The sequence below is a fragment of the Amycolatopsis sp. WAC 01375 genome (assembly GCF_003947325.1).
Taxonomy (GTDB): domain Bacteria; phylum Actinomycetota; class Actinomycetes; order Mycobacteriales; family Pseudonocardiaceae; genus Amycolatopsis.
Genome location: NZ_QHHW01000054.1, coordinates 393784 through 417816, shown reverse-complemented (window position 1 = coordinate 417816; position 24033 = coordinate 393784). Strand labels below are relative to the sequence as shown.

The window sequence follows — 24033 nt, the reverse complement described above, 5'->3', positions numbered from 1 at the left end:
TTCTGGGAGTTAAACAGGTGAGGGCTCGGAAGGGGTTACCCTCCCGAGCCCCGCTGCCTGGTGGAGCTTACTTCTGCGGCTTGTCCGAGACGGTGATCGCCCCGGAGACGATCTGCGCCTTGTAGCCGTCGAGGACGTCCTTGATGTCGTCGACCTTGCCACCGGAGGTGGCGTAGCCGATGCCGTCGACCTTGAGGTCGAAGCGCTTCGGCAGTGTCGTCAGGTCGCCCTTCGCCAGCGCGCGCAGGTAGTCGAACACCGCCACGTCGACGCGCTTGAGCATCGAGGTGATGATCACGTCCTTCGACGCCTCGACCGTCTTCTGGTTGTACTGGTCGGAGTCGACGCCGATGGCCATGGCGTTGTTGGACTTCGCGGCCTCGAACACGCCCTTACCGGAGGCTCCGGCGGCGTGGTAGATCACGTCCGCGCCCTTGGCGATCTGCGCGGCGGCCTTCACGTTGCCCTTCGCCGGGTCCTGGAACCCGGAGAAGTCACCGGCCGGGGTGAGGTACTCGTCCTCGATCTTGGCCTTGCTCGAAGCGGCCTTCACGCCCTGGAGGAAGCCGGCCTCGAACTTCTGGATCAGCGGCGTGTTCACACCACCGACGAAGCCGACGTGACACTTCTTCGACTTGTAGGCGGCGGCGACACCGGCCAGGAACGAACCCTGCTCCTCGGCGAAGACGAGCGACGTGACGTTCGGCGCCTTGACGGAGTCGTCGTCGACGATCGCGAACTGGGTGTTCGGGTACTTCGGCGCGATGGCGCCGACGGCCTTGGCGTAGGCGAAGCCGACCGCGATGATCGGGCTGAAGCCCTGCGTAGCGAGCTGGTCGAGACGCTGCGACTTAGCGGCCTCGTCCTCAGTCGCGGCGGCGGTGCTCTCGGTGACCGTGGTGACGCCGAGCTCGGCCTTCGCCTTGTCGGTACCGGCGGCGGCGGAGTCGTTGAAGGACGCGTCGCCACGACCGCCGACGTCGAAGGCCAGCGCGACCTTGAGCTTGCTGCCGTCGACCTTCTCACCGGATTGGCTGGTGCTGGTCGAGGCGGCCGCCGCGGCGGGCGGCTTCGGCGCCGTCACGCAGCTGGCGGACTGATCCCCAGAGCCCGCGTTGTTGTTGTTCCCCGCACCTGAATCCTTCGCGCATCCGGCCAGTACCAGAGCACCGGCCATGGCGGCGGCGGCCAGCGCGGTTCCACGCATGCGACGCAACGTGTGTCTCCCTCCCCGCTGATCCAGCGGATGGTCCGAAGAAACGACCCGGCGACAGTGCCGGGTTCGACCGAGAGACGGTACCTAACGGCTGCTTAGCCGCCATAGGAAAGGCACGCTACGTAACACAAACGTTTACTCATGAGTCGTACGCGCGACGAACGGAGTACGCACGGTGATCACAACGGAGTAATCGCAGGCAGCACCCGGCCCCCAGGCCGCGAGAAGGACCCAAGATCGTCACGCACCGTTCAGAGCGCCCCGCGACGCCCCCTCCCGTCCACAGTGGACGAACCGGTGAGTTACCGGCCCGCGTCACCCGATCGGGCAGCGGCCTCGATGTCTGGTCCATCACACAGAGGAACCCGGAGGTGAGCCCACCGTGAGGTGCGGGTCTAGCATCCTTTTCATCCACGCTCGATGACCATGATCTCGGCACCGTCGCCGGAGCCGTCCCCAGGTGGACGTCCCGGCGGCAGGCGCGGAAACCAGCGGTCAGCGGGCCCAAGCCATGACGTTGGAGGCCGTTCACCGATGTCCACCACGGCTAGCACCGCCACCGAGGCGGCCGCGAGCGATCGGGCGGGTGCCTCACGCCGACAGGGGACCTTCTACCGGGGCGACCCCGGCATGTGGTCCTGGGTGCTGCATCGCATCACCGGCGTAGCCACCTTCTTCTTCCTCTTCGTACACGTGCTCGACACCGCGCTCGTGCGTGTGTCGCCCGACACGTACAACGAGGTCATCGAGACCTACAAGACCCCGATAGTCAACCTGCTCGAGGTCGGCCTCGTCGGCGCGGTGCTGTTCCACGCGCTCAACGGCATCCGGGTCATGCTGGTCGACTTCTGGGAGAAGGGACCGAAGTTCCAGAAGCCGATGCTCTGGACGATCCTGGCCATCTGGGTCGTGGTGATGATTCCCGGTGCCTACTTCATGTTGAAGCGCACCATCGAAGTTATGTTCGGGGGGCACTGACCATGGCGACCGAAGTTCTCGCACTCGACAAGCCGCGTTCGCCGAAGCGCCCCGCTGCCCGCCGCAGCAACTTCGAGCTCTACAGCTGGCTGTTCATGCGCATCTCGGGCCTCGCCCTGATCGTGCTGGTGCTCGGCCACCTGTTCATCATGAACATCCTCGACGGCGGCGTGCACCGCATCAACTGGGGTTTCGTCGCCGGCCGCTGGGCCTCGCCGTTCTGGCAGTTCTGGGACCTGTCGATGCTGTGGCTCGCCGAGATCCACGGCGGCAACGGGCTGCGCACGATCATCGACGACTACGCCCGCAAGGACAGCACCCGGTTCTGGCTGAAGATCGTGCTCTACGTCTCGATGGTGCTGATCCTCGCCGTCGGCACGATGGTGATCTTCACCTTCGATCCCGGCATCTCGGCCAACTGACGCCCCACCACAGGTAAGCGGAGTCCTCATGCAGTTCCACAAGTACGACGTGGTGATCGTCGGCGCCGGTGGCGCCGGGATGCGCGCGGCCATCGAATCCGGCCAGCGTGCCCGCACCGCGGTCCTCACCAAGCTCTACCCGACGCGTTCGCACACCGGCGCCGCCCAGGGCGGCATGTGCGCCGCGCTGGCGAACGTCGAAGAGGACAACTGGGAGTGGCACACCTTCGACACGATCAAGGGTGGCGACTACCTGGTCGACCAGGACGCCGCCGAGATCATGGCGAAGGAAGCCATCGACGCGGTCCTCGACCTCGAGAAGATGGGCCTGCCGTTCAACCGGACGCCCGAGGGCAAGATCGACCAGCGCCGCTTCGGCGGGCACACCCGTGACCACGGCAAGGCCGCGGTGCGCCGCGCCTGCTACGCCGCGGACCGCACCGGGCACATGATCCTGCAGACGCTGTACCAGAACTGCGTCAAGCACGGCACCGAGTTCTTCAACGAGTTCTACGTGCTCGACCTGGTGCTGACCCCGGACGAGAACGGCAACCCGGCCGCTTCCGGCGTCGTCGCCTACGAGCTGGCGACCGGCGAACTGCACGTCTTCCAGGCGAAGTCGATCGTGTTCGCCACCGGCGGCGCGGGCAAGATCTTCAAGACGACGTCGAACGCGCACACCCTCACCGGTGACGGCCTCGGCATCATCTTCCGCAAGGGCCTGCCGCTGGAGGACATGGAGTTCTTCCAGTTCCACCCGACAGGTCTCGCCGGGCTCGGCATCCTCATCTCCGAGGCTGTGCGCGGTGAGGGCGGCATCCTCCGCAACGCCGACGGCGAGCGGTTCATGGAGCGCTACGCCCCCACCATCAAGGACCTCGCGCCGCGTGACATCGTCGCCCGGTCGATGGTGCAGGAAGTGCTGCAGGGCCGCGGCTGCGGGCCGAACAAGGACTACGTCGTCCTCGACGTCACGCACATCCCGGAAGAGACGCTGAACGCGAAACTCCCGGACATCATGGAGTTCTCGCGGACGTACCTGGGTGTCGACCCGGTCACCGAACCGGTGCCGGTGTTCCCGACCTGCCACTACGTGATGGGCGGCATCCCGACCAACATCCACGGCGAGGCGTTGCGGGACAACGAGAACGTCATCCCCGGCCTGTACGCCGCGGGTGAGGTCGCGTGCGTGTCCGTGCACGGCTCGAACCGGCTGGGCACCAACTCGCTGCTGGACATCAACGTCTTCGGCCGTCGTGCCGGCATCGCCGCCGCCGAGTACGCGCTGGCGCACGACTTCGTCGAGCTGCCGGAGAACCCGACCACCGTCGTGGAAGAGCAGCTCTCGGGCCTGCTCTCGGAGCACGGTGACGAGCGCGTCGCCGACATCCGCACCGAGCTGCAGCGGACGATGGACTCGCACGCCTCCGTGTACCGCACTGAGGACACGCTCAAGCAGGCGCTGACCGACGTGCAGGCGCTGAAGGAGCGGTACGGGCGGATCACCGTGTCGGACAAGGGGAAGCGGTACAACACCGATGTCCTCGAAGCCGTCGAGCTGGGCTTCCTGCTCGAACTCGCCGAGGTCCTGGTCGTCGGCGCCCTGGCGCGCAAGGAATCCCGCGGCGGGCACGCGCGCGAGGACTACCCGACCCGCGACGACACGAACTTCATGCGGCACACCATGGCCTACAAGCAGGGTTCTGAGCTGTCCGCCGACATCCGACTGGACTACAAGCCGGTGACCTTCACCCGCTACGAACCGATGGAGCGGAAGTACTGATGACCACGGCCACCCCCGAGAAGTCGGAGGCCGTGTCCTCCGACCACACGCCGATCACCGTCACACTGAAGATCCTCCGGTTCAACCCCGAAGTCGACACCGAGCCGCACTGGGAGTCCTACGACGTCCCCGCGCAGCGCACCGACCGGCTGCTGAACCTGCTCTTCTACGTGAAGGACTACATCGACGGGACGTTCTCGTTCCGTCGCTCGTGCGCGCACGGCGTCTGCGGTTCCGACGCGATGCAGATCAACGGCATCAACCGGCTGGCGTGCAAGGTCCTGATGAAGGACCTGCTGTCGCAGGACGGCAAGAAGACGACCATCACGATCGCGCCGATCAAGGGTCTGACCACGCTCAAGGACCTTTACGTCGACATGGACCCGTTCTTCGAGGCGTACAAGGCTGTGAAGCCGTACCTCATCGCGTACGGGAACGAGCCCACACGCGAGCGGATCCAGTCGCAGGCCGACCGCGACCGGTTCGACGACACGACCAAGTGCATCCTGTGCGCCTGCTGCACGTCCTCGTGCCCGGTGTACTGGAACGACGGCTCGTACTTCGGCCCGGCCGCGATCGTCAACGCGCACCGGTTCATCTTCGACTCGCGTGACGAAGGCGCCGAAGAACGGCTCGACATCCTGAACGACTCCGAGGGTGTCTGGCGCTGCCGGACGACGTTCAACTGCACCGACGCTTGCCCGCGCGGCATCCAGGTCACGAAGGCCATTCAGGAAGTGAAGCGCGCTCTGCTCTTCAAGCGCGTCTGACGCTTCCTCGCTTCTGCGCAAGTCCGTGAAGGCCTCCTTGAGGGACTCAGAGTCCCTCAAGGAGGCCTTCACGGACTTCTGGGGTAGTTATCCACAAGACCTGGGTTATCCACAGGCTGGTGAAGTGCGTCTGGTGAAAGCGGTCCAAGCCGGTTCACGCTGTGGTCATGAACAAACGCGGCAGATGGGCCGAGCATCCCGAACTGCTCCAGCAGCGAAGCCGGCACGGCGTCATCAAGGCCACGACCTTGGAATCGCTCGACATGAGCAGCAAGGTCATTTACCGAAGATGCCTGCCCGGCGGTCCCTGGCAACGCTTGCTACCGGGGATCATTCTCCTGCACCCGGCTGCTCCGACAGTCGAAGAACGGGTGATCGGCGCGCTGATGCATGCAGGCCCACGCGCGCTCGTGACCGGAGCGGAGGCATGCCGCCGACACGGTCTTCGCCCTCGCGAATTACCGCCGGACGACGACGTCCACGTCCTCATCCCCCATGAACACAAGGTCCGCAGCGCTGAATTCGTGACCGTCGAGCGAACCCATCGCCTGCCGGAGCCGCGGATCCGCGAAGGTATCCCTTTGGTTCCGCTAGTTCGCGCGACCACGGACACGTGCCGGCGCCTGCGGGCGGTGGAGCCCGTCGGCCGTCTGCTCGTCGAGGCGATTCAGCGCGGCCACTGCTCGCCCGATGCGTTGGCCCACGAATTGAATACGGGCTCGAAGCGAGGTACGGCGATTCCGCGCCGAATTCTGAGTGAGTGGAAGGACCTCTACTCGGTCGCAGAGGCGCGGGCGAAGATCCTGAGCCGCAGCCTCACTGTTCAGCCGAGCCATTGGAATCCGGAGATCTGTGACAGTCGTGGCGGCTACATCGGCCGCCCTGACGCGTGGTGGGACGATGTGGCGCTCGCTTGGGAGATCGATTCGTTCGACTTTCACTTCTACCGCGACGACTACCGGCGCACCGTCGTGCGCAATACCCGCTACGCCACCGCTGGGATCACCGTCGTCCAGACTTTGCCCTCGCGGCTGCTGACGGATCCCGCCGGAGTTCTAGCCGAACTGGAAGCGGCTCGTCTCGCCGCATCGGCCCGTCCACGCCCACCCGTCAACCTGGCCTCCCGTGCCGCATGACGGTCCGTGAAGGCCTCCTTGAGGGACCCTGGGTCCCTCAAGGAGGCCTTCACGGACAGAGCTACTCCAGCGCCCGAGCGAGTGCGGCAGCGGAGGAGTCGGCGGTCCCGGGCAGCAGGTCGAAAGCCTCCGGGTCGATGTAGTCGACAGCGCCCGTGCTCACGTCCCGCAGCATGTTGTACAGCCCGGCCATCACGGCACGCGTGAAGTGCTCGCGATGCTGCTGCCCCAGCGTCTGCGTCTGCCCGCGCACCTCGAACAGCACCGTTCCAGTCCCGTTCAGGGCGAACGAACACCGGGCCTGCCCCGGCAGATCGCGATCGGCACCGTGCGGATACCGCGCCCCGACGAACCCGCGCGACGTCATCCCGTTGAACGCGCTGATCGCCAGCTGCCGCGATTCGTCCTTTGTGTACACATCGCGGTACTTCGCGTACTTCTGGCCGGGCTCGAAGAACTTGTCGGGCAGCGGCGGGTAGTCGATGCCGACGTCGAGGAGCCGGTTGGTGCCTTCCTGCCGCACGCACGCGCCCTGATGGTGCAGATCGACGTAGACGTCGGGGACCTTTCCCCGCTGAGCGGTCAACCCGGTGTACACCGAACGCAGCGCCCGCGCCTCGGGCGTGATGAACCAGCCCGGCTGATCCGGCGCGCCGGGGAAGTCCTCCGCGCGCGGGACGTAGTTCAGGTCCGGGTTGAAGTCGCGGTTGACGTCGAATCCCGGCCGTTTCCGGTAGTCGTCGCCCTGGAGGACGTCGCTGAGGTAGTTCCAGGCGGGCGGCCGGTCCTTGAGCTGCGGGAACTTCCGCTGCACTTCGGCCCATGACAGGTCGTTGCCGCGCCGGTCGAGTTCGGCGCCGTCCGGGTTCAGCTTCGGGACCGCGACGAAGGTGATGGTCTTCCGCAGCCGCTCGGCGTCCCGCGATTCCGACGTGCCGAGGTAGTCGAGGATGCGCAACAGCGCGTCGGTGCCGGTCTTCTCGTTCCCGTGGATCTCACTGGAGACCACGAAGACCTTCGGGCCGGTCCCGACGGTCGCCTGGTGGATCACCCGCCCCCGATTGGACCGCCCGACCTCCTTGACCGCCACCCGCCCCTTGCTCACGCGCTCGAGCCTGCCGAGTTCGCGGACCATCTCGCGATAGTCGGTGAACTCGTTGATGGGCAACTCCCGTGGCTCCTCGCTGCAGGGTGCCACCGGAGCGGCCACCGCCGCCGGCGTGCTGACAAGCGGGAGCATCGCCAGCCCCACCACCACGGGAACCAACCGACCGAACACCGACATCGTGAACTCCCCACTGTCGAAGGTGTTCACAACGTAACCAGCGGGACCCCGATCGCGAATCCGACGAAAGGCGCTTCACCGCCAAGAGAGCCGTTGGAAACGGTGCGTGACTGAGATAGTCTGGAGAGTCACCAAGCCGGGTGATCGAGGGGCGGCGAGGCGATGACGGCAGGTTCGGAGCTGCGTGCGCTCCTTTCGCAGCGATTCCTACCTTTGATCGCGGAAATCGAAGAACTCGTTTACAAACACGGTTACATCCGTGTCTTCGGCGGCACGGTCACGATGCTGGGGTTTGTCGGCCTGCTCGGCCAGGTACTCGGCATCGCCTGGCTCAGAACGGTTTTCGCCACCGCCGCCGGCGTCTTGTTCGTTTTGGCCGCACTGGTTTCGTTCGCGGGAACGCAACGACAACGCAACAAACTCGTCAACGTGGAGAACATTCTTCACGACTACGCCGACAGTATGCACACGGATTCACCGATCGTCCTCCGCGAGTGGCGGCAGGAAACCATCGTCGAGAACAACGGTGACGTCTACTGCAAACGCAACATGATCCTCAACGCCGCGTCGGACGGTAAGCCGAGATACGTTTCGCTGAAGATGACCTACTACGGGATGACTCCCCTGACCGCCAGGGCGAAACGGCGCATCTCGTGCAAGGCGTACCACGCGAGACCGGAAAGCGCGTCCGAACGCACGCGGGCGAAGGCCACGTCAGTCTGGAAGAACTCGAAGACCGGTAAACCGCGGCTCGACATCTATGTCCACTTGGGAAACCGTGTCGCGGACGGCGACCTCGTGACCGTCGAGTGGTGGTGGCCGAAGATGTCGGCGGATCTGATGAGCGGTGCGGAGCCGGAGGAGTTCGACGTGGTCTTCGACAAGCAGGTCTGCAAGTTCACCCACCGCGTCGTCTTCCGCAACGTCCCGAACCCCGCGTCTCTCACCGTGCGCAATCAGGGCGCACGGAATTTCAAGAAGAAGGTGCGGAACAACGACGTGATAGTCGAGTTCTCCGCTCGCGAGCCCCAGTTGAGCCAGCGGATGGGCTTCGTCGCGGACTACACGCGTAACGGCTGACGCTCCGGCACGGGTGAAAGCTCGACCTCATGCCGGAGCCAGGCGATGGGCTAGTTGCCGCCCGTCTCAGAACCGCCGGTCATCATGTATCCATTCGCGAGGTCGAACCTGACATCCCCATCGAGCGATGTGGAGGTGGGCACCTTAACGCAGGCCGATCGAGATGCGCGCAGTGCGTCACTCCATTGAGTTTCACTCACGAGCTTACCCCGTTCGGACAGGGTCAATACCGAAAAACCCGGCACGTGATCGGGCGGTCACCGAACGAAGAAAACGGGGCCCGCCCGCGAAACGCGGACGGGCCCCGGCAACCGAAAAGATCTACTTCACCGCGTCCAGCGCGTTGACGCGGCCGTGCCCGTAGTACGAGTTGTCCTTCGCCGGACCTTCACAGACCGGTGCGGCGGTGCCGCACTCGACCGCGTCGGCCTGGTGCTCCAGCAGCCAGGTCAGCAGCCGCGGCGGAGCGTGGCGGTAGCGGGACGCCAGCAGCGCGGCGACACCGGCGACGTGCGGGGACGCCATCGAGGTGCCGCATTTGGCGCCGTAGCCGCCGTTGAAGATGGTCGACAGCGGGCAGCCCACACCCTGGCCGGCGGGCGGCAGCTGGGCGCGGTCGCCGCCGGGGGCGGTGACCGAAACGTCGTCACCGTAGTTGCTGTACGACGACTTCGTGCCCGCGTAGCCGATGGCCGAGACGTTGACGACACCGTCGATGGCCTTGGGCAGGATGCCGCAGCTCTCGTCGATGGGGTGGGGGCGGTTCGGGTCGGTGGTCTGCTTGTCCGGGTCGAAGCCGCTGTTGCCGGCGGCGGCGACGTTCAGGACACCACGACCGGTCGAGTAGGCCACCGCGCGGCGGACGGCCTCGAACGCGGCCGCGTCGCCCGGCTCCTTCGAGCAGTAGAACATGCCCGGGTCGATGTAGTAGCTGTTGTTCGTGACCGGGAAGCGGTGCTTCGCGGCCCACATGAACCCGCACACCGCGGCCTCGGGGAGGATCAGGCCGTCGTCGTTCACGACCTTGACCGACGCCAGCTTGACGCCGGGCGCGACGCCGGTGAAGCCGCGCGCGGTGTCCTTGCCCGCGATCGTCCCGGCGACGTGCGTGCCGTGGTCGGAGTTCGTCGGAGCCCAGGCGGCGGGCGTGGTGTCGGGCGCGCCGGAGTTGCAGCCCGCGGACGTCTTCGGGTCCAGAGCGTCCTTCAGCCCGGGGTGGGTGGGCTCGATGCCCGAGTCCAGTACGCCGACGGTGACCGAGCGGCTGCCACCGGAGACCTTGTTCGCCTCGGGAGCCTGGATCGCCCGCATGTCCCACTGCTGGGCCGACAGGTCCTCTTCGACGGCGACGCTGGTGGTCTCTTCGTTTTCCTTGGTGTCGACCACCGCGGAGCGGGTCGAACGGGACGAGGCCGCCGGCGGGAACGCCACGTCACGGCCGCCCGAGTAGGCGCGGAAGACGCCGATCTTCGCCTGGAAGTCGGCATTGCGCGAGGTCGCGACCGCGACCCCGATCTCCGGGTAGTAGGCCACCTTCTCGCCGCACTTCGCGCGCAGCTCGCTGTCGACCTTGCGCTCCGGGGTACGCGGGTCGTAAAGCACCACGTAGTTGAACGGCGCGCTCGCCGTGTCGCACTGCGGCGCGGGCGCGGCACTCGCCGACGGGGCCGCGAACACGCTTCCCGCCGCCGCCGCGACGAGCGCGGGGACGAGCAGACGTCTGATCCGGGACATTCAACCTCCATGATTCGGTGAGGTGAACGTTAGGGAGCCGACGCCGGGCCCACCACCGTCAAAAGGACGACAAACCCGATCAGGCGTCAGCCTTTTCCGCGTCCCGTGACTTGGCGCCACGAAGCGTGCGCAGACCGATCAGGCCGATGATGGTGCCGAGCACGAACGAGACGACCGTCAGCACCGCGTGCACGATGAAGTAGGCGGTCGGCGAGCCGTCGGCGGCCCAGGCGCGGTCGCTGTCCCAGAGATTCTTGGCGAACGTGATCCAGATGATCCACGACCACACGCCGAAACCCAGCAGGAACATCGAAGTACCTCGCGAAATGCGCATGCCCCTGAGTATGCAGCGAGCCTGGCGACGCTACATTGCTCGGGTGCACAGCGCTATCTCCCGGTCGCTCATGGTCCTCGTTTCCGGTGTGCTCGCCCTCGCGGTGACGCCGGTGGCCACAGCCGTTCCGAAGCCACCAGCCCAGGCGCAGCCGTGCGCGAACAAGACGACGCCTCCCGCGCCGATCGACACCTCCGAGAAACCGCGCCCCGGGGAGGCCGCGCCGGAGCCGTTGCCGGTCCCGCCGGTCCCGGTGGGGGGCGACCGGATGGCCGAATGCGGGATCGTGCTGCCGAAGCGCGCGCTGAACCCGCCCGAGGGAAGCACCGCCGCGTCCTGGGTGCTGCAGGACCTCGAAACCGGCGACGTCATCGCCGCGAAGGACCCGCACGCCCGTCAGCGGCCGGCGTCGCTGATCAAGGTCCTGCTCGGGCTGGTGGTGGTCACCGAACTGCCGCCGAACAAGGTCGTCGTGCCGACCAAGGAGGACGCCGAGCAGGAGTGCACCTGCATGGGCATCGCCGCGGGCGGTCAGTACACAGTGGACCAGCTGCTGCACGGACTGCTGATGCACTCGGGGAACGACGCGGCGCACGCGCTCTCCACCGTGCTCGGCGGCGTGGACGCGACCCTCGCGAAGATGAACGCGCTGGCCACCCGCATCGGCGCCACGGACACCCGGGCCGCGACACCGTCCGGACTCGACGGCCCCGGCATGTCGACCTCCGCCTACGACATGAGCCTGATCTTCCACCACGCGATGAAGAACCCCGAATTCGCGAAGGTGGTCAAGACCAAGAGCTTCGAAATCCCGCCAACCGCGGGAAAACCGGTCATCACGATTTACAACGACAACAAACTCCTCGGTAGCTATCCCGGATTCACCGGCGGAAAGACCGGATTCACCGACGACGCGCGCCACACCTACGCCGGCAGCGCGCTCCGGAACGGTCACCGGGTCGGGATCGTGATGCTCCGCGCCGAGCAGCGCCCGACGCGGGTCACCGAACAGGCCGCGAAGCTCCTCGATTACGGCATCGCGCTGCGCGAGGCCAAGGCCGAATCGGTGGGGCGCATCGAATACCGGCCGGCGGCCGCGGTGGAAGCGGATCCGGCCAATGCCGTGCCGAACGCCGACGGCGCGTCCAACAGTGGCGCGGCGGCCGCGGCGGAAGACCCGTTCGGGGTGACGGGCTGGATCATCACGCTGGCCGTCTTCCTGATCATCGTGGCGTCGTTCGTCGTCGGTCACCAGCGCAGGAAGGCCATGGCGGGCGAGTAGCCGAAACCGGCGGACAGCGGCCGCCTCGGCCGCTACCCTTCGGTCTCCACTCGTGAACCGTTCGGGGGACGGCCGCGGGTGTCCCCTATTTCACGTACTCGTTTCCGAGGTGTCCTTTTCATGCAAAGACTCGCGTTCCTGTTCATCCTGCTCGGTTTCGGCTCGGTCGCGATGACCTACACCGACCGTCAGTTCGTCCTGCTGATGTGGGCGGAGGACTACCAGCCGGTGCTCGGCATCGTCGTCGGCGTTCTCGGCGTGGCCCTGCTCGTCGCGGGCCTCGTCCGGAACAAGAAGGCCGCGCAGGCACAGCCCGTCGCGCAGCAGGCTCCGCAGGAGCCCGCCCGGTAGGTCAGGACTTTCGGCGGCCGAACCAGCCCAAGAGCGCGCCGGTCGCGAAAGCCCCGCCGACGGCACCGAGTCCCGGCCCCTGCTGAACGGTCACCCTCGGGTGGATCAGCACCGGGGCCGGCGGCTCGATGACCGTCTTCAAGTTCTCCGTCGCCGTCGCCGTCCACGCGGTGACGAACAGCAGGAACCGCGAAACCAGGTTCGCGAACACGAGCAGGCCGATCACCGGGCCGAACAACGCGAACGCCGGTGATTTCGTGACGCTGCCGAGGTAAAAGGTCGCCGCTTGCTGGAGCACGATGAACCCGACCGAGGCGAAGACCGCGCCCTTGACGGCGCTGCGCAACGCGACGTGTTCACGAGGCAACCTCGCGATGACCCACAGGAACACCAGCGTGTTCGCGAGCAGACCGAGCAGAATCGTCGCGACCTTCAGCAGGAACACGGCCCAGCCCTGCTTTTCCAGGCCGACGAGTTCGAGCAGTAACCGTCCGACGCCGCTGCCCGCCGCGGTGAGACCGAACGAGACCACCAGCGCGAGGCCGAGACCGACGAGGGACAGCAGATCCTTGATGGTCGTCGAAACCAGCGGGAGCTTCTGCTTTTCCTGCCCCCACTGAGCGGTCAGCGCGTCACGCAGGTTCGACATCCAGCCGACGCCGGAGTACAGCGCGAGCAGCAGACCGAACACGCCGATACCGCCGCCGGAGTCCAGCGCCGCCTTGATGATGCTGCCGACCAGATCGCTGAGACCCTCCGGGACCGACTTCTTGATGCCGTCGACGAGCTGGTTCGTCACCACCTGATCGCCCGCGAGCACGATCTTGATGATCGCGAACGCGACCATCAAGATCGGGATCACCGAAAGCACGCTGAAGTAGGTGATGGCGGCGGCGTAGTGGTTGCCGTAGCGCTCGGTGAACGCGTCGTTCGCCCGGATGAGGTGATCGAGCCAGCCGTACTTCCGCCTCAACCGCGGTAACAGCTTGTCCTCTTCCGGCTTCGCGCCGTCATCTTTCGCCACCTTGAAACGCTAACCACGCGGCGGCGACCGCGCAGCGCGAATCAGCCTGCCGGGGGAAGGAACCCGATGTTCTCGTAGACGTTGCGCAAAGTCACCGAAGCGACTTCCCTTGCCCGTTGCGCGCCGAGGGCCAACGCCTTGTCGAGCTCGGTGACGTCGTCCAAGTAGGACTGGACGCGCTCCTGCACCGGCGTCACCCACTCGACGAACGCCTCCGCGACCCCCTTCTTCAGATCGCCGTACCCCTTGCCCTCGTAGGCGTTCTGGAGTTCGGCGACCGGCTGGTCGGTCAGCGCGGAAAGGATCGTCAGCAGGTTCGAGACGCCCGGCTTGTTCTCGGTGTCGAAGACGATCTCGCGGCCCGTGTCGGTGACCGCCGAGCGCACCTTCTTCGCCGACTTCTTCGGGTCTTCGAGCAACTCGATGAGGCCGTTGCCGGTCGACGAGGACTTGCTCATCTTCGCGGTCGGGTCCTGCAGGTCGTAGATCTTCGCCGTGTCCTTGACGATATGCGGCTCCGGCACGGTGAACGTCTTGCCGTAGCGGTTGTTGAACCGCTGCGCGAGGTTGCGCGTCAGCTCCAGGTGCTGCCGCTGGTCCTCGCCGACGGGGACTTCGTTCGCCTGGTACAGCAGGATGTCCGCGGCCTGCAGAACCGGGTACGTGAACAGGCCGACGCTGGCGCGATCCGTGCCCTGCTTCGCGGCCTTGTCCTTGAACTGCGTCATCCGGCTCGCTTCGCCGAACCCGGTCTGGCACTCCAGCACCCACCCCAGCTGGGCGTGCTCGGGCACCTGGCTCTGGACGAACAGCGCGCTGCGGGCCGGGTCGACGCCGAGCGCGAGCAACTGCGCGGCCGAGCGGCGAGTGCGGTCGCGCAGCACCTTCGGATCCTGCTCGACGGTGATCGCGTGCAGATCGACGACCATGTAGAAGGTGTCGTGGGTGTCCTGCAGCCGCACCCATTGCCGCAGCGCACCCAGGTAGTTGCCAAGGTGGAACGAGTCGGCGGTCGGCTGGATCCCGGAGAGCACACGCGGGCGCTTCAGTTCGTCGGACACGCCCGGATTCTCTCAGGCCACCTCTCGGCGGGTCATCCGGCCTCACCCCGGCCGAACGGTCTAAACGGTTAAACGCCACATACTTCCGACGGTTCTGAGCACGGTGCCCGATTCCTAGCGTTCATGGCACCGGATCTTCCGGCCACACCGAAGGAGAACCCAGATGAAGGCACGATCCCTACTGATGGGCTTGGCCATGGCGGCTGCGGCCGTCTTCTCGCTTTCCGGCGTCGCGGCGGCCGCCGAGCCCACCGGAGGCGTCCAGCCGAACATCGTCGGCGGCGGCAACGCGACCCAGGTCTACTCGTTCATGGCGTCCCAGCAGTCGAGCAGCGGCGGGCACCAATGTGGTGGCTCACTGATCAGCTCGACCTGGGTGGTCACCGCGGCGCACTGTGGCACGCCGTACCAGGTGCGGGTCGGCACCACGAACCGCACCAGCGGCGGCACCGTCGCCCGCGTGGCCCAGCGGATCGCCCACCCGAGCGCCGACCTGGCGCTGCTGCGTCTCTCGACGGCGGTGTCGCAGGCGCCGGTCACGATCGCCGCTTCGTCCGGGGCCGTTGGCACCGCGACGCGGATCATCGGCTGGGGCCAGACCTGCCCCATCCGCGGTGGCTGTGGCGCTCCGATCAACCTCCAGGAGCTGAACACCTCGATCGTCGCCGACACCCGGTGCAGCGGCATCAACGGCGCCAGCGAGATCTGCACCAACAACCCCAACGGCAACTCGGGTGCCTGCTACGGCGACTCCGGCGGCCCGCAGGTGAAGCAGGTCAACGGTGTCTGGCAGCTGGTCGGCGCCACCAGCCGCGCGGGGAACAACAGCAGCACCTGCGCGACCGGGCCGTCGATCTACGTGGACGTCCCCTACTTCCGCAGCTGGATCCGCACCAACTCCGGAGTCTGATCCGGTTCCCGCGTCGCCCCACCGTCCCCGGGGGCGACGCGGGCCCAGCCGGTTCAGCAACGAACCGTGCGGAAGCTCGAACAGCCGCTCCAGCAGCGCGACCGCCTTCAGGGAGTCGCACCGCTCGGGGCGGCTTCTTCCGGTCCGCCAGTAGCTCAAGGTCGCGACACTGACCCGGACGCCCTGCCGGGCGAGCCGATGCCGGATCCGGTCGAGGCCGAGACCGCTGTCCGTGATCGCCCGGTCCAGAGCGAGCGGGAAGGGGTCACCGGGCCGGCTGCGACGCCGCGTCACCGTCATGGACCTGAGCGTGGCGATCAGCGGGCGGCTAAACAATCCGGGCGGGACTAGGTGTACCTACCCAAGAAATCCGCCGCGTCGCCTTTAGCGGGCTGAACGCGATCCTGGCCGACCTGACGCCCTGGCGACTTTAGCGGGCTAAACGCGATCCGGGGCGCGTCGCCTTTAGCGGGCTAAACGCGATCTGGCCCGGGAAGACGCAGGTCAGGGGCGCTGCTGGCGGGTGAGACCGTCGTCCGCGAGCACGGCCTCGGCCATCGCGGCGACGTGCGGGGCGGCCGGCTGGGCCGGGGCCACGGGAGCGGGGGCGACGGCGGCCGCACGCGCCTTCCGGCGCTGGCGGAACACACCGAAGGCCATACCGACGATGCCGAGCGCGACGGCGATCAAGCCGACCGGGCCGAGAAGACCGAACGCCATCTCCGAGCGCGACGCCGACTCCGCGGCCGACGCCGGACCGGCGCCCGCGACGAGCAGCGCGACCGGGATCGCGATGACCGCCGCGGCCCTGGCCGCGGGCAGGGCCGATCGCATCAGGAGATGAACTGGGTTCCGCACCGGAGTGCCTCCCGTGACGTGACTTTGCCGAACCGGAACGCTAACCCGAACGAGTGAGCATTTCCAGGCTGCTGGTCAAAAAACTACCGAGCGTGTCAAGACCTGTCGGTTCTGATCAACTCGGGGCACGAGACTAGCCCCCCACAGGGGGGATCTTTCGAGCACCCCTCTTCTCAGAGTTGTCGCCGCCGGAGCCGGTTTCTGACAAAACCGGACAGCGTTACGCCATTCGGCTGTCACGACGGGGCCGAACAGGCACGATCCGACTTCCCCAGGTTGGTTTCTTGCGCGCAATGGTCTATACCTGTTGGCCATACCCCTTAAAAGGTATAGACCAATCCCCTGCATGGTCCCCTCGTACGAAGGAGCCACCGATGTCTCTTCGACGTATTCTCGCGGCGGTCGCCGCCACCTTCGCCGCCACCACGGTCGCCGTGGTGGTCCCGGCCCAGTCCGCCTCCGCCGCGGACTGCGTGGCGCCGTGGAACGCGAGCTCGGTCTACTGGGGCGGCAACACCGCCTCCCACAACGGGCACAACTGGTCCGCGAAGTGGTGGACACAGAACGAAACGCCTGGTAGCACGCAGGTCTGGGCCGATCAAGGCGCCTGCGGCGGCGGGACGACCAACCCGCCGAACCCGTCCGGCTTCGTGGTCAGCGAGGCCCAGTTCAACCAGATGTTCCCGAGCCGGAACCCCTTCTACACCTACAACGGCCTGGTCACCGCCCTCAGCGCGTACCCGGCCTTCGCCGGCACGGGCAGCGACACCGTGAAGAAACAGGAAGCGGCCGCCTTCCTGGCGAACGTCAGCCACGAGACCGGCGGCCTCGTCCACATCGTCGAACAGAACGAGGCCAACTACCCGCACTACTGCGACACGAGCCAGTCCTACGGCTGCCCCGCGGGCAACGCCGCGTACTACGGCCGCGGCCCGATCCAGCTGAGCTGGAACTTCAACTACAAGGCCGCCGGCGACGCGCTGGGCCTGCCGCTGCTGACCAACCCGTGGCTGGTGCAGAACGACGCGGCGGTCGCATGGAAGACCGGCATCTGGTACTGGATGACCCAGAACGGCCCGGGCACGATGACCCCGCACAACGCGATGGTCAACAGCCGCGGTTTCGGTGAGACCATCCGCAGCATCAACGGAAGCATCGAGTGCAACGGCGGCAACCCGGCCCAGGTGCAGAGCCGCGTGAACAAGTACCAGCAGTTCACCGGGATCCTCGGCGTCAGCCCCGGGGGCAACCTGTACTGCTGATCCATTCAGGGAACCGAAGGGGCCTTTCGCCGCATCTGACGCGGCGAAAGGCCCCTTCAGTGTTCGTCGAGAGACACCAGCAGGCGGCGCAGCGCGGCGTCCAGGACACCGAGGTCCTCACCCAGCGGCGACAGGAGCTTCGCGACGTTCGCCGTGTGCTCGGTCATCGCGGCATCGACGACTTCGAATCCGCGCTCGGTCAGCGTGACCCGGAAGCTGCGCCGGTCTTCGGGGTCCAGCGCCCGCTCGACCAGCCCCGCCGCCTCGAGCCGGTCGATGCGGCTGGTCATCCCGGCCCTGGACATCATCAGCGTCGCGGACAGCTCGGACGGGATCAGCGTGTACGGCTTCCCGGACCGCCTGAGCGCCGCGAGCACGTCGAACTCCCCTTGCTTCAGGCCGTGTTTCGCGAACACCGCTTCCACCATCGGCGTGGTCAGCATCGCCACCCGGCCGAGGCGCCCGGCGACCCCGATCGCCGTCAAGTCCAATTCCGGCCGCTCGCGCCGCCAGGCGCCGACCACCGCGTCGATCGCGTCCACGTTTCGCTCTTCACTCACGGACGCAGTCTATTCGACGGGAGATAGTTTGACAGCGAACTATCAGCAGTGAAACTATCTCTTCCATGACTCAACGCGTCGAAACCCGCTCACCCGTCCTCGTCCGCGCCGCCGAAGCCGAGACCGTCGGCGCGGCCCCCACCCTCGTCACCCTGCTCGCCGACGTCTCGACCACAGGCGGAGTCATGAGCAGTGCGAGAACACAACTGGGCGTCGGCGCCGATGGAGCGGCGCCGCACTATCACACCGGCTCCTCCGAGATGTTCTTCATGCTCGACGGAAAGCTCGAAGTCCTTGTGGGAGAAGAGATCGTCACCGTCGCCAAGGGTGACATGCTCGTCGTCCCACCGCTGACCACACACGCTTTCCGTGCGGCCGCGGACTCGCCCGCGGACGTCCTGATCGTGTTCATCCCCGGCGTCGAACGGTTCGACTACTTCCGCCTACTGGAAAAGGTCGGACACGGCGAAGCGACCGTCCAGGATCTCTTGGACAGCCAGGAAAAGTTCGACAACCACTTCGTCGAAAGTCCAGTGTGGACGGAGAGCGCGAAGGCCCGTCAGTAACCGCGCGGCGGGTAACCCGGCGGCGGATACCCGGGTTGCGGGTAGTGCGGCGGCGGATATCCCGGTTGTTGCGGCGGATACGGCGGCGGGCCGTACTGCGGCGGGGGCGGATACTGCTGCGGATACCCGGGATTCTGCGGCGGATACGGCTGGTGCGGGTACTGGGGTTGTTGCGGGTACTGGGGTTGCGGTTGTGGTGGCGGCGGGGCGGCGGGCTGTCCGCCGCCGAGGTGGAACGGCAGCAGCGACACCAGTTGCGTGAGTTTGCCGAGCGTCGCGAGGATCTCGTCCGGCTTGGTCCGGCCGAACGTCGGATTCTCGACGTAGACCAATTCCGGGCCAACCAGCGACCAGGTGTGCAGCTTCGAGGACCGCATCGTGGCGGCCACTTGCGGCGTCAGCACTCCGACCGCGACGTTCGGGTCGGTGTCGATGAGCTTGTACCAGCGGTTGAACTTCCGGTCCGCCGTGGCGGGCTCGGGGTACTGCTCGACGTCCCAGGCGGACTCGATGCTCGACACGATCTGGAAGTTCGGCATCGGCGCGGGCAACGTGACCACCCAGACCGTGTCGATCGAGATCGTGTCGAGCTCGTTGACCTTCTTGTTGGTCCATCGCGTGTGCACGCTCGTGACCGTCGGGCGGCGGTGGTAGTCGAAGACGCTGAACCGCAGCCCCTGATACGTGCCGCTCAGTGCGCCGAACGCGATCCGCTTGTCCCCGCGCTGGTTGAACGGCAGCACGGTCCACCGCTCCAGGAGGTTCGGCGCGTCCGGGCTGAACTCCCACCCGTACTGGCTGGACATGGCGTAGCGCTCGGCGTTCGTCGCCTCGATACGCCTGGCCTCGTTCGTTTCCATCGCAACCCCCGGATCTTGTGCGCGCAGGTTATCCGGAGTCCGGCGCGTGGTCGCCTTCCTTCAGGTCGAAGTAGTTCCCGAAGTAGTCGAACCCGGGCCCCGCGTCGAACTCGACGAGCACTTCGACATCGCTGGACCGCAGGTCGAACCTGTCACTCACAGCCGAGCCGAACAGATCGAGGCGGCGCACTGAGTGTGCTCGGCAAAGCTCCTCGATCTCACGTTTCTTGAGTTCGATCGACTCGCGCATGATCGCCGCCTCTTGAGCATGATCGTGCCTGACCGGATCCCGAAGGTCACGGTGAAGGCCATGACTTCCGGGGTCACCGGCCGATCCCTCAGTTCCTGTAGGTCGCCGTCACCGGCGCGTGGTCGGACCAACGCTGGTCGTAGGACTCGGCGCGCTCGACCACGACGGAAGTACACCGCTCGGCAAGGCCGGGGGTGGCGATCTGGCAGTCGATGCGCCAGCCCGAGTCGTTGTCGAACGCCTTCCCGCGGTACGACCACCACGTGTACGGGCCGGGGCCTTCCGGATCGAGCTTGCGCTGCACGTCGACATACCCGGCCTCGGTGAACACGCGGCCGAGCCACTCCCGCTCCTCCGGCAGGAAGCCCGAGCTCTTCTGGTTGCCGCGCCAGTTCTTCAGGTCGGTCTTGTCGTAGGCGATGTTCCAGTCGCCCACGACGACGACCTCACGGCCGCCTGCCGCCGCCTTGGCGCGCAGGTCGACGAGGTACGGCAGGAACGCCGCCATGAAGCGCTCCTTCTCGTCCTGGCGCGGGGTGCCGACGTCGCCGCTGGGCAGGTACAGGCTCGCGACCACGACGTTCGGCAGGTGGATCTCGGCGTACCGGCCGCTGTCCTCGAATTCGGGCTCGCCGAACCCGATGCGGACCTCTTCCGGCTCGGCCCGGCTGAAGAGCATGACGCCGTTGCGCCCCTTCTGCACCGACGGCGCGTGCACCACGTGCCAGCCTTCGGGCGCGGCGGCACCGGCCGGAAGCTCCTTGAGCTCGGCCCGGACCTCTTGGCAGGCGACGACGTCGGCCTTCGTCGAGCCCAGCCACTCGACGAAGCCTTTTTTCGCGGCGGCACGGAGGCCGTTGACATTCACAGTGGAGACGGTCAGCACCCGTCGCACGCTACCCGGGGGGTCCGACAGAACCGGCACGGCGTGCGCTCTGCGAGACTGCCCGTATGAGCGAGTTGACCGTGCTGGGCAGCTGTGGCGCCTGGCCGGAACCGGGTCGGGCCTGCGCCGGCTTCCTCCTGGTCCACGAGGGTTTCAAGGTCGTACTCGACCTCGGTTACGGCGCCGCGTCACGGCTGTTCGAACACTGCCCCGGCGGCCGGGTCGACGCGGTGGTGGTGACGCATGAACATCCCGATCACTGCGCCGACGTGAGCGCGCTCGGACGTGCCCGCGCCTACGGGCTGCCGGACGAGCCGAGGATCCCGCTGCACTGCACGCCGGGCACGGTGCGGCGACTCGAAGCGATGGAACCGCGACCGCATCCGACGACGATCTTCGACGTGTACGAACTTGGCACGCCGCGCGAGGTCGGGCCGTTCCGGATGACCACGTTCCTGCTGCCGCACCATGTGCCGAACCACGGCGTCCGGCTGACCGCGCCTGGGCTCACCGTCGCCTACACCGGCGACAGCGGGCCGAGCCCGATCCTGGCGGAACTGGCGCGCGACGCCGACCTGCTCATCGCGGACGCCACGCTGCAGGGCCCTTCTCCCGACGCGACGCCGCGCCTGGTGTCGACGGCGGGCGAGGCCGGGTACTGGGCCGAGCGCGCGGGTGCCCGGCGGCTGCTGCTGACCCACTTCTGGCCGGGCTCCGACCGCGAGGTCTCGGTGGCCGAAGCGCGGAAGGAGTTCAGCGGCGAGGTGCTGGCGGCCGAGGAAGGCGCCCACTTGCGTTTAGCGGGCTAACCGCGATCCCGCAGGTCAGGGTGCCGAGTCGCCTTTAGCGGGCTAACCGCGATCCCCCAGGTCACCGGCCTGTCGCCTTTAGCGGGCTAAACGCGAAGCCGCAGGTCACGGGCCGCATTTGGCGCCTTCGACCGGGGGCGCGAACTCGGCGGAGACCCATTTGCCCTCGGCGATCTTGCGGAAGCCGTTCTCGACCACCGGCTGCGCGTCGATCTTCGCGTCCTTGACGTACTTGCCGACGATCTTCTGCCCGCCGGGGGCGTCGCGCGCGTTGAGCACGTCGGCCGTCACCACGACCTGGCATCCGGCCGGGCTGGACGCGCTGGACTCCCTGTCCTGTCCCGAGATGGCGACGACGACGATGAGCGCCAGTCCGCCGCCGATGAACAAGACCGGTTTCGAGATGGCCATGATGGTCACTCCTCGAACAAGGGAATCGTTTTCTGTCCGGTCCAGAGTGGCAGAAGCCGGGGCGGTCGCCCAGATCCCGGATTGCCAACCACCCGGAGGCGCCAACCGGCCGGCGGGCCTACTACCCACCGTCACAAGTACGTGAAGGCCCCCTTCCGGCGAGGGAAGGGGGCCTTCACGTACTAGGCGGAACTCAGCCCTGGGCGATCTTCTTGGCCAGGTTGGCGTCCAGCGTCGCGAGGAACTCCTCGGTGGTCTGGAATGCCTGGTCCTTGCTGATCAGCAGCGCGAGGTCCTTGGTCATCTTGCCGCTCTCGACGGTCTCGACGACGACCTGCTCCAGCTTGTTCGCGAACCCGATCAGCTCCGGGTTCGAGTCCAGCTTGCCGCGGTGCTCGAGGCCCCGGGTCCACGCGTAGATGGACGCGATCGGGTTGGTCGAGGTCGGCTTGCCCTGCTGGTGCTGGCGGTAGTGCCGGGTCACGGTGCCGTGCGCGGCCTCGGCCTCGACGGTCTTGCCGTCCGGGGTGCGCAGCACCGACGTCATCAGGCCCAGCGAGCCGAAGCCCTGCGCGACCGTGTCGGACTGGACGTCACCGTCGTAGTTCTTGCAGGCCCAGACGTAGCCGCCCTCCCACTTCATCGCCGCGGCGACCATGTCGTCGATCAGGCGGTGCTCGTAGGAGATGCCCTTGGCGTCGAAGTCGGCCTTGAACTCGGCCTGGTAGATCTCCTCGAACACGTCCTTGAACATGCCGTCGTAGGCCTTGAGGATGGTGTTCTTGGTCGACATGTAGACCGGGTACTCACGGTCGAGGCCGTACTGCAGCGAGGCGCGCGCGAAGTCCTCGATGGACTTGCGGTAGTTGTACATCCCCATGGCGACGCCGCCGCCCTCGGGGAACTTCGCGACCTCGAACTCCATCGGCTCGGAGCCGTCGTCCGGGGTGTAGCTGATGGTCAGCGTGCCGGGACCGGGGACCTTGAAGTTGGTCGCCTTGTACTGGTCACCGTGCGCGTGACGGCCGATGATGATCGGCTTGGTCCAGCCGGGCACCAGGCGCGGGATGTTCTGGATGACGATCGGCTCGCGGAAGATCACGCCGCCGAGGATGTTGCGGATCGTGCCGTTGGGCGAGAGCCACATCTTCTTCAGGCCGAACTCTTCGACGCGCGCCTCGTCCGGCGTGATCGTGGCGCACTTGACGCCGACGCCGTGCTTCTTGATCGCGTTGGCCGAGTCGACGGTGACCTGGTCGTCGGTGCGATCCCGCTCCTCGATACCCAGGTCGTAGTACTCCAGGTTCACGTCAAGGTACGGGTGGATCAGCCTGTCCTTGATGAACTGCCAAATGATGCGGGTCATCTCATCGCCGTCGAGCTCGACGACGGTGCCCTGGACCTTGATCTTGGCCATGAGCAGCGGTGCTCCTTCCGCGGATCTTCGCGTTCTTCTTCAGTCTCTCCGGTAGCGGTACAAGCGTACTGCTTAACGGTCCTGGATGGTTCCAGTAGTGGTCGGTATCAAGTCTCCACGAGGCCGTTGTGACCGACGTCACCCGGTCGGACGACGGCCATCCGGCCGTCACGGAACCGCGCGGGCCGCGACATCATCGAACAAAACTCCTCTGCCGGCCCACCGGAAAGGGCGCTCCCATGACGAACAACCCCTACGCCGTGCCCCCGTACGAGCAGCCTCAGGCACCGGAGCCCTACGGCGCCCAGCCTAGGCAGGCGAGCCGGGCCGTGCCGCGCGTGCTCAGCGCGCTCGGCGGAGTGCTGCTGACACCCGTCGCTCTCGGCCTGGTGATCTACAGCGGCTCACAGCTGCAGCGCAGTCTCGCGCAGTACCTGTCCGTCGGTGAAGACCCGCTCAGCCTGTTCTTGCTGGTCCTCGGCGGCGTGCTGCTGATCGGCGTCGCGCTACTCGGGGCGCTGTCCGGGATCGGGCCCATGGTGGGCGGCCTGATGTGGGGCGTGCTGCCGGGACTGACGTTCCTGCTGAGCCCCCAAGACATCATGAGGCTCACCTACGACGTGACCGGGGCGAGCCTCGGGACGGGCCTGGTGACCTGGCTGGTGATGGGTTCCCTGTTCGCGAGCGGTTTCCTGCTCATCGGGGCCGGCCTGGTCGGCACCCTCTCGCGGCGCCGCCCGAATCGCGTTTAGCGGGCTAAACGCGCTCCGCGGAGATCGAAGTGAACC

General features: G+C 66.7%; 26 protein-coding genes. 13 read left to right on the top strand and 13 right to left on the bottom strand.

Annotated features, from left to right (window positions below; genetic code table 11):
* Positions 1 to 67: 67 nt before the first annotated feature.
* Positions 68 to 1207: a BMP family protein gene (locus DL991_RS37030; protein ID WP_125788951.1), complete on the bottom strand. Its 1140-nt coding sequence runs from the start codon at positions 1205 to 1207 to the stop codon at positions 68 to 70.
* 543 nt (positions 1208 to 1750) lie between these two features.
* Between DL991_RS37030 and sdhC the strand changes: the two genes are divergently transcribed.
* The 5 genes from sdhC to DL991_RS37005 all read left to right on the top strand — a co-directional run bounded on the left by sdhC (position 1751) and on the right by DL991_RS37005 (position 6305).
* Entirely contained in the window at positions 1751 to 2194 is a 444-nt protein-coding gene (gene sdhC / locus DL991_RS37025) for a succinate dehydrogenase, cytochrome b556 subunit (protein ID WP_125788950.1), read from the top strand.
* A 2-nt stretch (positions 2195 to 2196) separates the two neighbouring features.
* Complete coding sequence (locus DL991_RS37020; protein ID WP_034304594.1) at positions 2197 to 2616, top strand: succinate dehydrogenase hydrophobic membrane anchor subunit; 420 nt, start codon at positions 2197 to 2199, stop codon at positions 2614 to 2616.
* Between the two features lie 28 nt (positions 2617 to 2644).
* Positions 2645 to 4399, top strand: a complete 1755-nt coding sequence (gene sdhA, locus DL991_RS37015) for a succinate dehydrogenase flavoprotein subunit (protein ID WP_125788949.1) — start codon at positions 2645 to 2647, stop codon at positions 4397 to 4399.
* Entirely contained in the window at positions 4399 to 5169 is a 771-nt protein-coding gene (locus tag DL991_RS37010) for a succinate dehydrogenase iron-sulfur subunit (protein WP_125680091.1), read from the top strand. Before sdhA ends, DL991_RS37010 begins: the two co-directional genes overlap by 1 nt.
* 167 nt (positions 5170 to 5336) lie before the next feature.
* Complete coding sequence (locus DL991_RS37005; protein WP_125788948.1) at positions 5337 to 6305, top strand: hypothetical protein; 969 nt, start codon at positions 5337 to 5339, stop codon at positions 6303 to 6305.
* Between the two features lie 61 nt (positions 6306 to 6366).
* On the opposite strand, the gene DL991_RS37000 is transcribed toward DL991_RS37005, so the two are convergent.
* Positions 6367 to 7590 carry a M14 family zinc carboxypeptidase gene (locus DL991_RS37000; protein ID WP_233599215.1) on the bottom strand — a complete coding sequence of 408 codons (1224 nt, stop codon included), beginning with the start codon at positions 7588 to 7590 and terminating at the stop codon, positions 6367 to 6369.
* A 162-nt stretch (positions 7591 to 7752) separates the two neighbouring features.
* Between DL991_RS37000 and DL991_RS36995 the strand changes: the two genes are divergently transcribed.
* Positions 7753 to 8670 (top strand): DUF4064 domain-containing protein, encoded by a 918-nt coding sequence (locus DL991_RS36995; protein WP_125788946.1) that lies wholly within the window; start codon positions 7753 to 7755, stop codon positions 8668 to 8670.
* 321 nt (positions 8671 to 8991) lie between these two features.
* Here the strand turns inward: DL991_RS36995 and DL991_RS36990 are convergent, their stop codons facing one another.
* Both DL991_RS36990 and DL991_RS36985 read right to left on the bottom strand, forming a co-directional pair.
* Positions 8992 to 10404 carry a S8 family serine peptidase gene (locus DL991_RS36990; protein WP_125788945.1) on the bottom strand — a complete coding sequence of 471 codons (1413 nt, stop codon included), beginning with the start codon at positions 10402 to 10404 and terminating at the stop codon, positions 8992 to 8994.
* A gap of 79 nt (positions 10405 to 10483) precedes the next feature.
* A complete protein-coding gene (locus DL991_RS36985; protein WP_026467335.1) occupies positions 10484 to 10738 on the bottom strand; it encodes an SCO4848 family membrane protein in 255 nt (84 codons plus the stop codon).
* A 43-nt stretch (positions 10739 to 10781) separates the two neighbouring features.
* Here DL991_RS36985 and DL991_RS36980 point away from each other — a divergent pair, with 43 nt between their 5' ends.
* Both DL991_RS36980 and DL991_RS36975 read left to right on the top strand, forming a co-directional pair.
* Complete coding sequence (locus tag DL991_RS36980; RefSeq protein WP_199746252.1) at positions 10782 to 12020, top strand: D-alanyl-D-alanine carboxypeptidase family protein; 1239 nt, start codon at positions 10782 to 10784, stop codon at positions 12018 to 12020.
* Between the two features lie 120 nt (positions 12021 to 12140).
* Positions 12141 to 12371 (top strand): hypothetical protein, encoded by a 231-nt coding sequence (locus DL991_RS36975; protein WP_125788944.1) that lies wholly within the window; start codon positions 12141 to 12143, stop codon positions 12369 to 12371.
* A gap of 1 nt (position 12372) precedes the next feature.
* Here DL991_RS36975 and DL991_RS36970 read toward each other — a convergent pair whose 3' ends face one another.
* Together DL991_RS36970 and trpS are read right to left on the bottom strand one after the other, a co-directional pair.
* Entirely contained in the window at positions 12373 to 13395 is a 1023-nt protein-coding gene (locus DL991_RS36970; RefSeq protein ID WP_125788943.1) for a YhjD/YihY/BrkB family envelope integrity protein, read from the bottom strand.
* 41 nt (positions 13396 to 13436) lie between these two features.
* A complete protein-coding gene (trpS, locus tag DL991_RS36965; RefSeq protein ID WP_125788942.1) occupies positions 13437 to 14456 on the bottom strand; it encodes a tryptophan--tRNA ligase in 1020 nt (339 codons plus the stop codon).
* Positions 14457 to 14619: 163 nt separating this feature from the next.
* Between trpS and DL991_RS36960 the strand changes: the two genes are divergently transcribed.
* The gene (locus DL991_RS36960; RefSeq protein WP_125788941.1) at positions 14620 to 15366 is read left to right on the top strand and encodes a trypsin-like serine protease; all 747 of its coding nucleotides are present in this window, start codon (positions 14620 to 14622) and stop codon (positions 15364 to 15366) included.
* Positions 15367 to 15870: 504 nt separating this feature from the next.
* Here DL991_RS36960 and DL991_RS36950 read toward each other — a convergent pair.
* A complete protein-coding gene (locus DL991_RS36950; protein WP_125789085.1) occupies positions 15871 to 16200 on the bottom strand; it encodes a hypothetical protein in 330 nt (109 codons plus the stop codon).
* 398 nt (positions 16201 to 16598) lie between these two features.
* Here DL991_RS36950 and DL991_RS36945 point away from each other — a divergent pair, with 398 nt between their 5' ends.
* Entirely contained in the window at positions 16599 to 17486 is an 888-nt protein-coding gene (locus tag DL991_RS36945) for a glycoside hydrolase family 19 protein (protein WP_125788940.1), read from the top strand.
* 56 nt (positions 17487 to 17542) lie between these two features.
* Here the strand turns inward: DL991_RS36945 and DL991_RS36940 are convergent, their stop codons facing one another.
* Positions 17543 to 18046, bottom strand: coding sequence for a MarR family winged helix-turn-helix transcriptional regulator (locus DL991_RS36940; protein WP_125788939.1), 504 nt, complete (start codon positions 18044 to 18046; stop codon positions 17543 to 17545).
* Between the two features lie 65 nt (positions 18047 to 18111).
* Between DL991_RS36940 and DL991_RS36935 the strand changes: the two genes are divergently transcribed.
* Positions 18112 to 18612 (top strand): cupin domain-containing protein, encoded by a 501-nt coding sequence (locus DL991_RS36935; RefSeq protein WP_125788938.1) that lies wholly within the window; start codon positions 18112 to 18114, stop codon positions 18610 to 18612.
* Here the strand turns inward: DL991_RS36935 and DL991_RS36930 are convergent.
* The 3 genes from DL991_RS36930 to DL991_RS36920 form a co-directional block, all read right to left on the bottom strand.
* Entirely contained in the window at positions 18606 to 19472 is an 867-nt protein-coding gene (locus DL991_RS36930) for a hypothetical protein (protein WP_125788937.1), read from the bottom strand. The genes DL991_RS36935 and DL991_RS36930 overlap by 7 nt on opposite strands.
* Positions 19473 to 19500: 28 nt before the next feature.
* Positions 19501 to 19722 carry a nucleotidyltransferase family protein gene (locus DL991_RS36925; RefSeq protein ID WP_233599213.1) on the bottom strand — a complete coding sequence of 74 codons (222 nt, stop codon included), beginning with the start codon at positions 19720 to 19722 and terminating at the stop codon, positions 19501 to 19503.
* Positions 19723 to 19810: 88 nt separating this feature from the next.
* A complete protein-coding gene (locus DL991_RS36920) occupies positions 19811 to 20617 on the bottom strand; it encodes an exodeoxyribonuclease III (RefSeq protein ID WP_125788936.1) in 807 nt (268 codons plus the stop codon).
* 56 nt (positions 20618 to 20673) lie between these two features.
* Between DL991_RS36920 and DL991_RS36915 the strand changes: the two genes are divergently transcribed.
* On the top strand, positions 20674 to 21417 hold the full coding sequence (locus DL991_RS36915) for an MBL fold metallo-hydrolase (RefSeq protein WP_125788935.1): 744 nt from the start codon (positions 20674 to 20676) through the stop codon (positions 21415 to 21417).
* Positions 21418 to 21522: 105 nt separating this feature from the next.
* On the opposite strand, the gene DL991_RS36910 is transcribed toward DL991_RS36915, so the two are convergent.
* Both DL991_RS36910 and DL991_RS36905 read right to left on the bottom strand, forming a co-directional pair.
* The gene (locus DL991_RS36910; protein WP_125788934.1) at positions 21523 to 21828 is read right to left on the bottom strand and encodes an SH3 domain-containing protein; all 306 of its coding nucleotides are present in this window, start codon (positions 21826 to 21828) and stop codon (positions 21523 to 21525) included.
* Between the two features lie 193 nt (positions 21829 to 22021).
* Positions 22022 to 23245, bottom strand: coding sequence for an NADP-dependent isocitrate dehydrogenase (locus tag DL991_RS36905; RefSeq protein WP_034304555.1), 1224 nt, complete (start codon positions 23243 to 23245; stop codon positions 22022 to 22024).
* 239 nt (positions 23246 to 23484) lie between these two features.
* Between DL991_RS36905 and DL991_RS36900 the strand changes: the two genes are divergently transcribed.
* Positions 23485 to 23997 (top strand): hypothetical protein, encoded by a 513-nt coding sequence (locus DL991_RS36900; protein ID WP_233599211.1) that lies wholly within the window; start codon positions 23485 to 23487, stop codon positions 23995 to 23997.
* Positions 23998 to 24033 lie beyond the last annotated feature (36 nt).

Coding starts and splice junctions, on each gene's coding strand:
- DL991_RS37030 (WP_125788951.1), bottom strand. CDS start 1,207: ATGCGTGGAACCGCGCTGGCCGCCGCCGCCATGGCCGGTGCTCTGGTA.
- sdhC (WP_125788950.1), top strand. CDS start 1,751: ATGTCCACCACGGCTAGCACCGCCACCGAGGCGGCCGCGAGCGATCGG.
- DL991_RS37020 (WP_034304594.1), top strand. CDS start 2,197: ATGGCGACCGAAGTTCTCGCACTCGACAAGCCGCGTTCGCCGAAGCGC.
- sdhA (WP_125788949.1), top strand. CDS start 2,645: ATGCAGTTCCACAAGTACGACGTGGTGATCGTCGGCGCCGGTGGCGCC.
- DL991_RS37010 (WP_125680091.1), top strand. CDS start 4,399: ATGACCACGGCCACCCCCGAGAAGTCGGAGGCCGTGTCCTCCGACCAC.
- DL991_RS37005 (WP_125788948.1), top strand. CDS start 5,337: ATGAACAAACGCGGCAGATGGGCCGAGCATCCCGAACTGCTCCAGCAG.
- DL991_RS37000 (WP_233599215.1), bottom strand. CDS start 7,590: ATGTCGGTGTTCGGTCGGTTGGTTCCCGTGGTGGTGGGGCTGGCGATG.
- DL991_RS36995 (WP_125788946.1), top strand. CDS start 7,753: ATGACGGCAGGTTCGGAGCTGCGTGCGCTCCTTTCGCAGCGATTCCTA.
- DL991_RS36990 (WP_125788945.1), bottom strand. CDS start 10,404: ATGTCCCGGATCAGACGTCTGCTCGTCCCCGCGCTCGTCGCGGCGGCG.
- DL991_RS36985 (WP_026467335.1), bottom strand. CDS start 10,738: ATGCGCATTTCGCGAGGTACTTCGATGTTCCTGCTGGGTTTCGGCGTG.
- DL991_RS36975 (WP_125788944.1), top strand. CDS start 12,141: ATGCAAAGACTCGCGTTCCTGTTCATCCTGCTCGGTTTCGGCTCGGTC.
- DL991_RS36960 (WP_125788941.1), top strand. CDS start 14,620: ATGAAGGCACGATCCCTACTGATGGGCTTGGCCATGGCGGCTGCGGCC.
- DL991_RS36950 (WP_125789085.1), bottom strand. CDS start 16,200: ATGCGATCGGCCCTGCCCGCGGCCAGGGCCGCGGCGGTCATCGCGATC.
- DL991_RS36945 (WP_125788940.1), top strand. CDS start 16,599: ATGTCTCTTCGACGTATTCTCGCGGCGGTCGCCGCCACCTTCGCCGCC.
- DL991_RS36935 (WP_125788938.1), top strand. CDS start 18,112: ATGACTCAACGCGTCGAAACCCGCTCACCCGTCCTCGTCCGCGCCGCC.
- DL991_RS36930 (WP_125788937.1), bottom strand. CDS start 19,472: ATGGAAACGAACGAGGCCAGGCGTATCGAGGCGACGAACGCCGAGCGC.
- DL991_RS36925 (WP_233599213.1), bottom strand. CDS start 19,722: ATGCGCGAGTCGATCGAACTCAAGAAACGTGAGATCGAGGAGCTTTGC.
- DL991_RS36915 (WP_125788935.1), top strand. CDS start 20,674: ATGAGCGAGTTGACCGTGCTGGGCAGCTGTGGCGCCTGGCCGGAACCG.
- DL991_RS36910 (WP_125788934.1), bottom strand. CDS start 21,828: ATGGCCATCTCGAAACCGGTCTTGTTCATCGGCGGCGGACTGGCGCTC.
- DL991_RS36905 (WP_034304555.1), bottom strand. CDS start 23,245: ATGGCCAAGATCAAGGTCCAGGGCACCGTCGTCGAGCTCGACGGCGAT.
- DL991_RS36900 (WP_233599211.1), top strand. CDS start 23,485: ATGACGAACAACCCCTACGCCGTGCCCCCGTACGAGCAGCCTCAGGCA.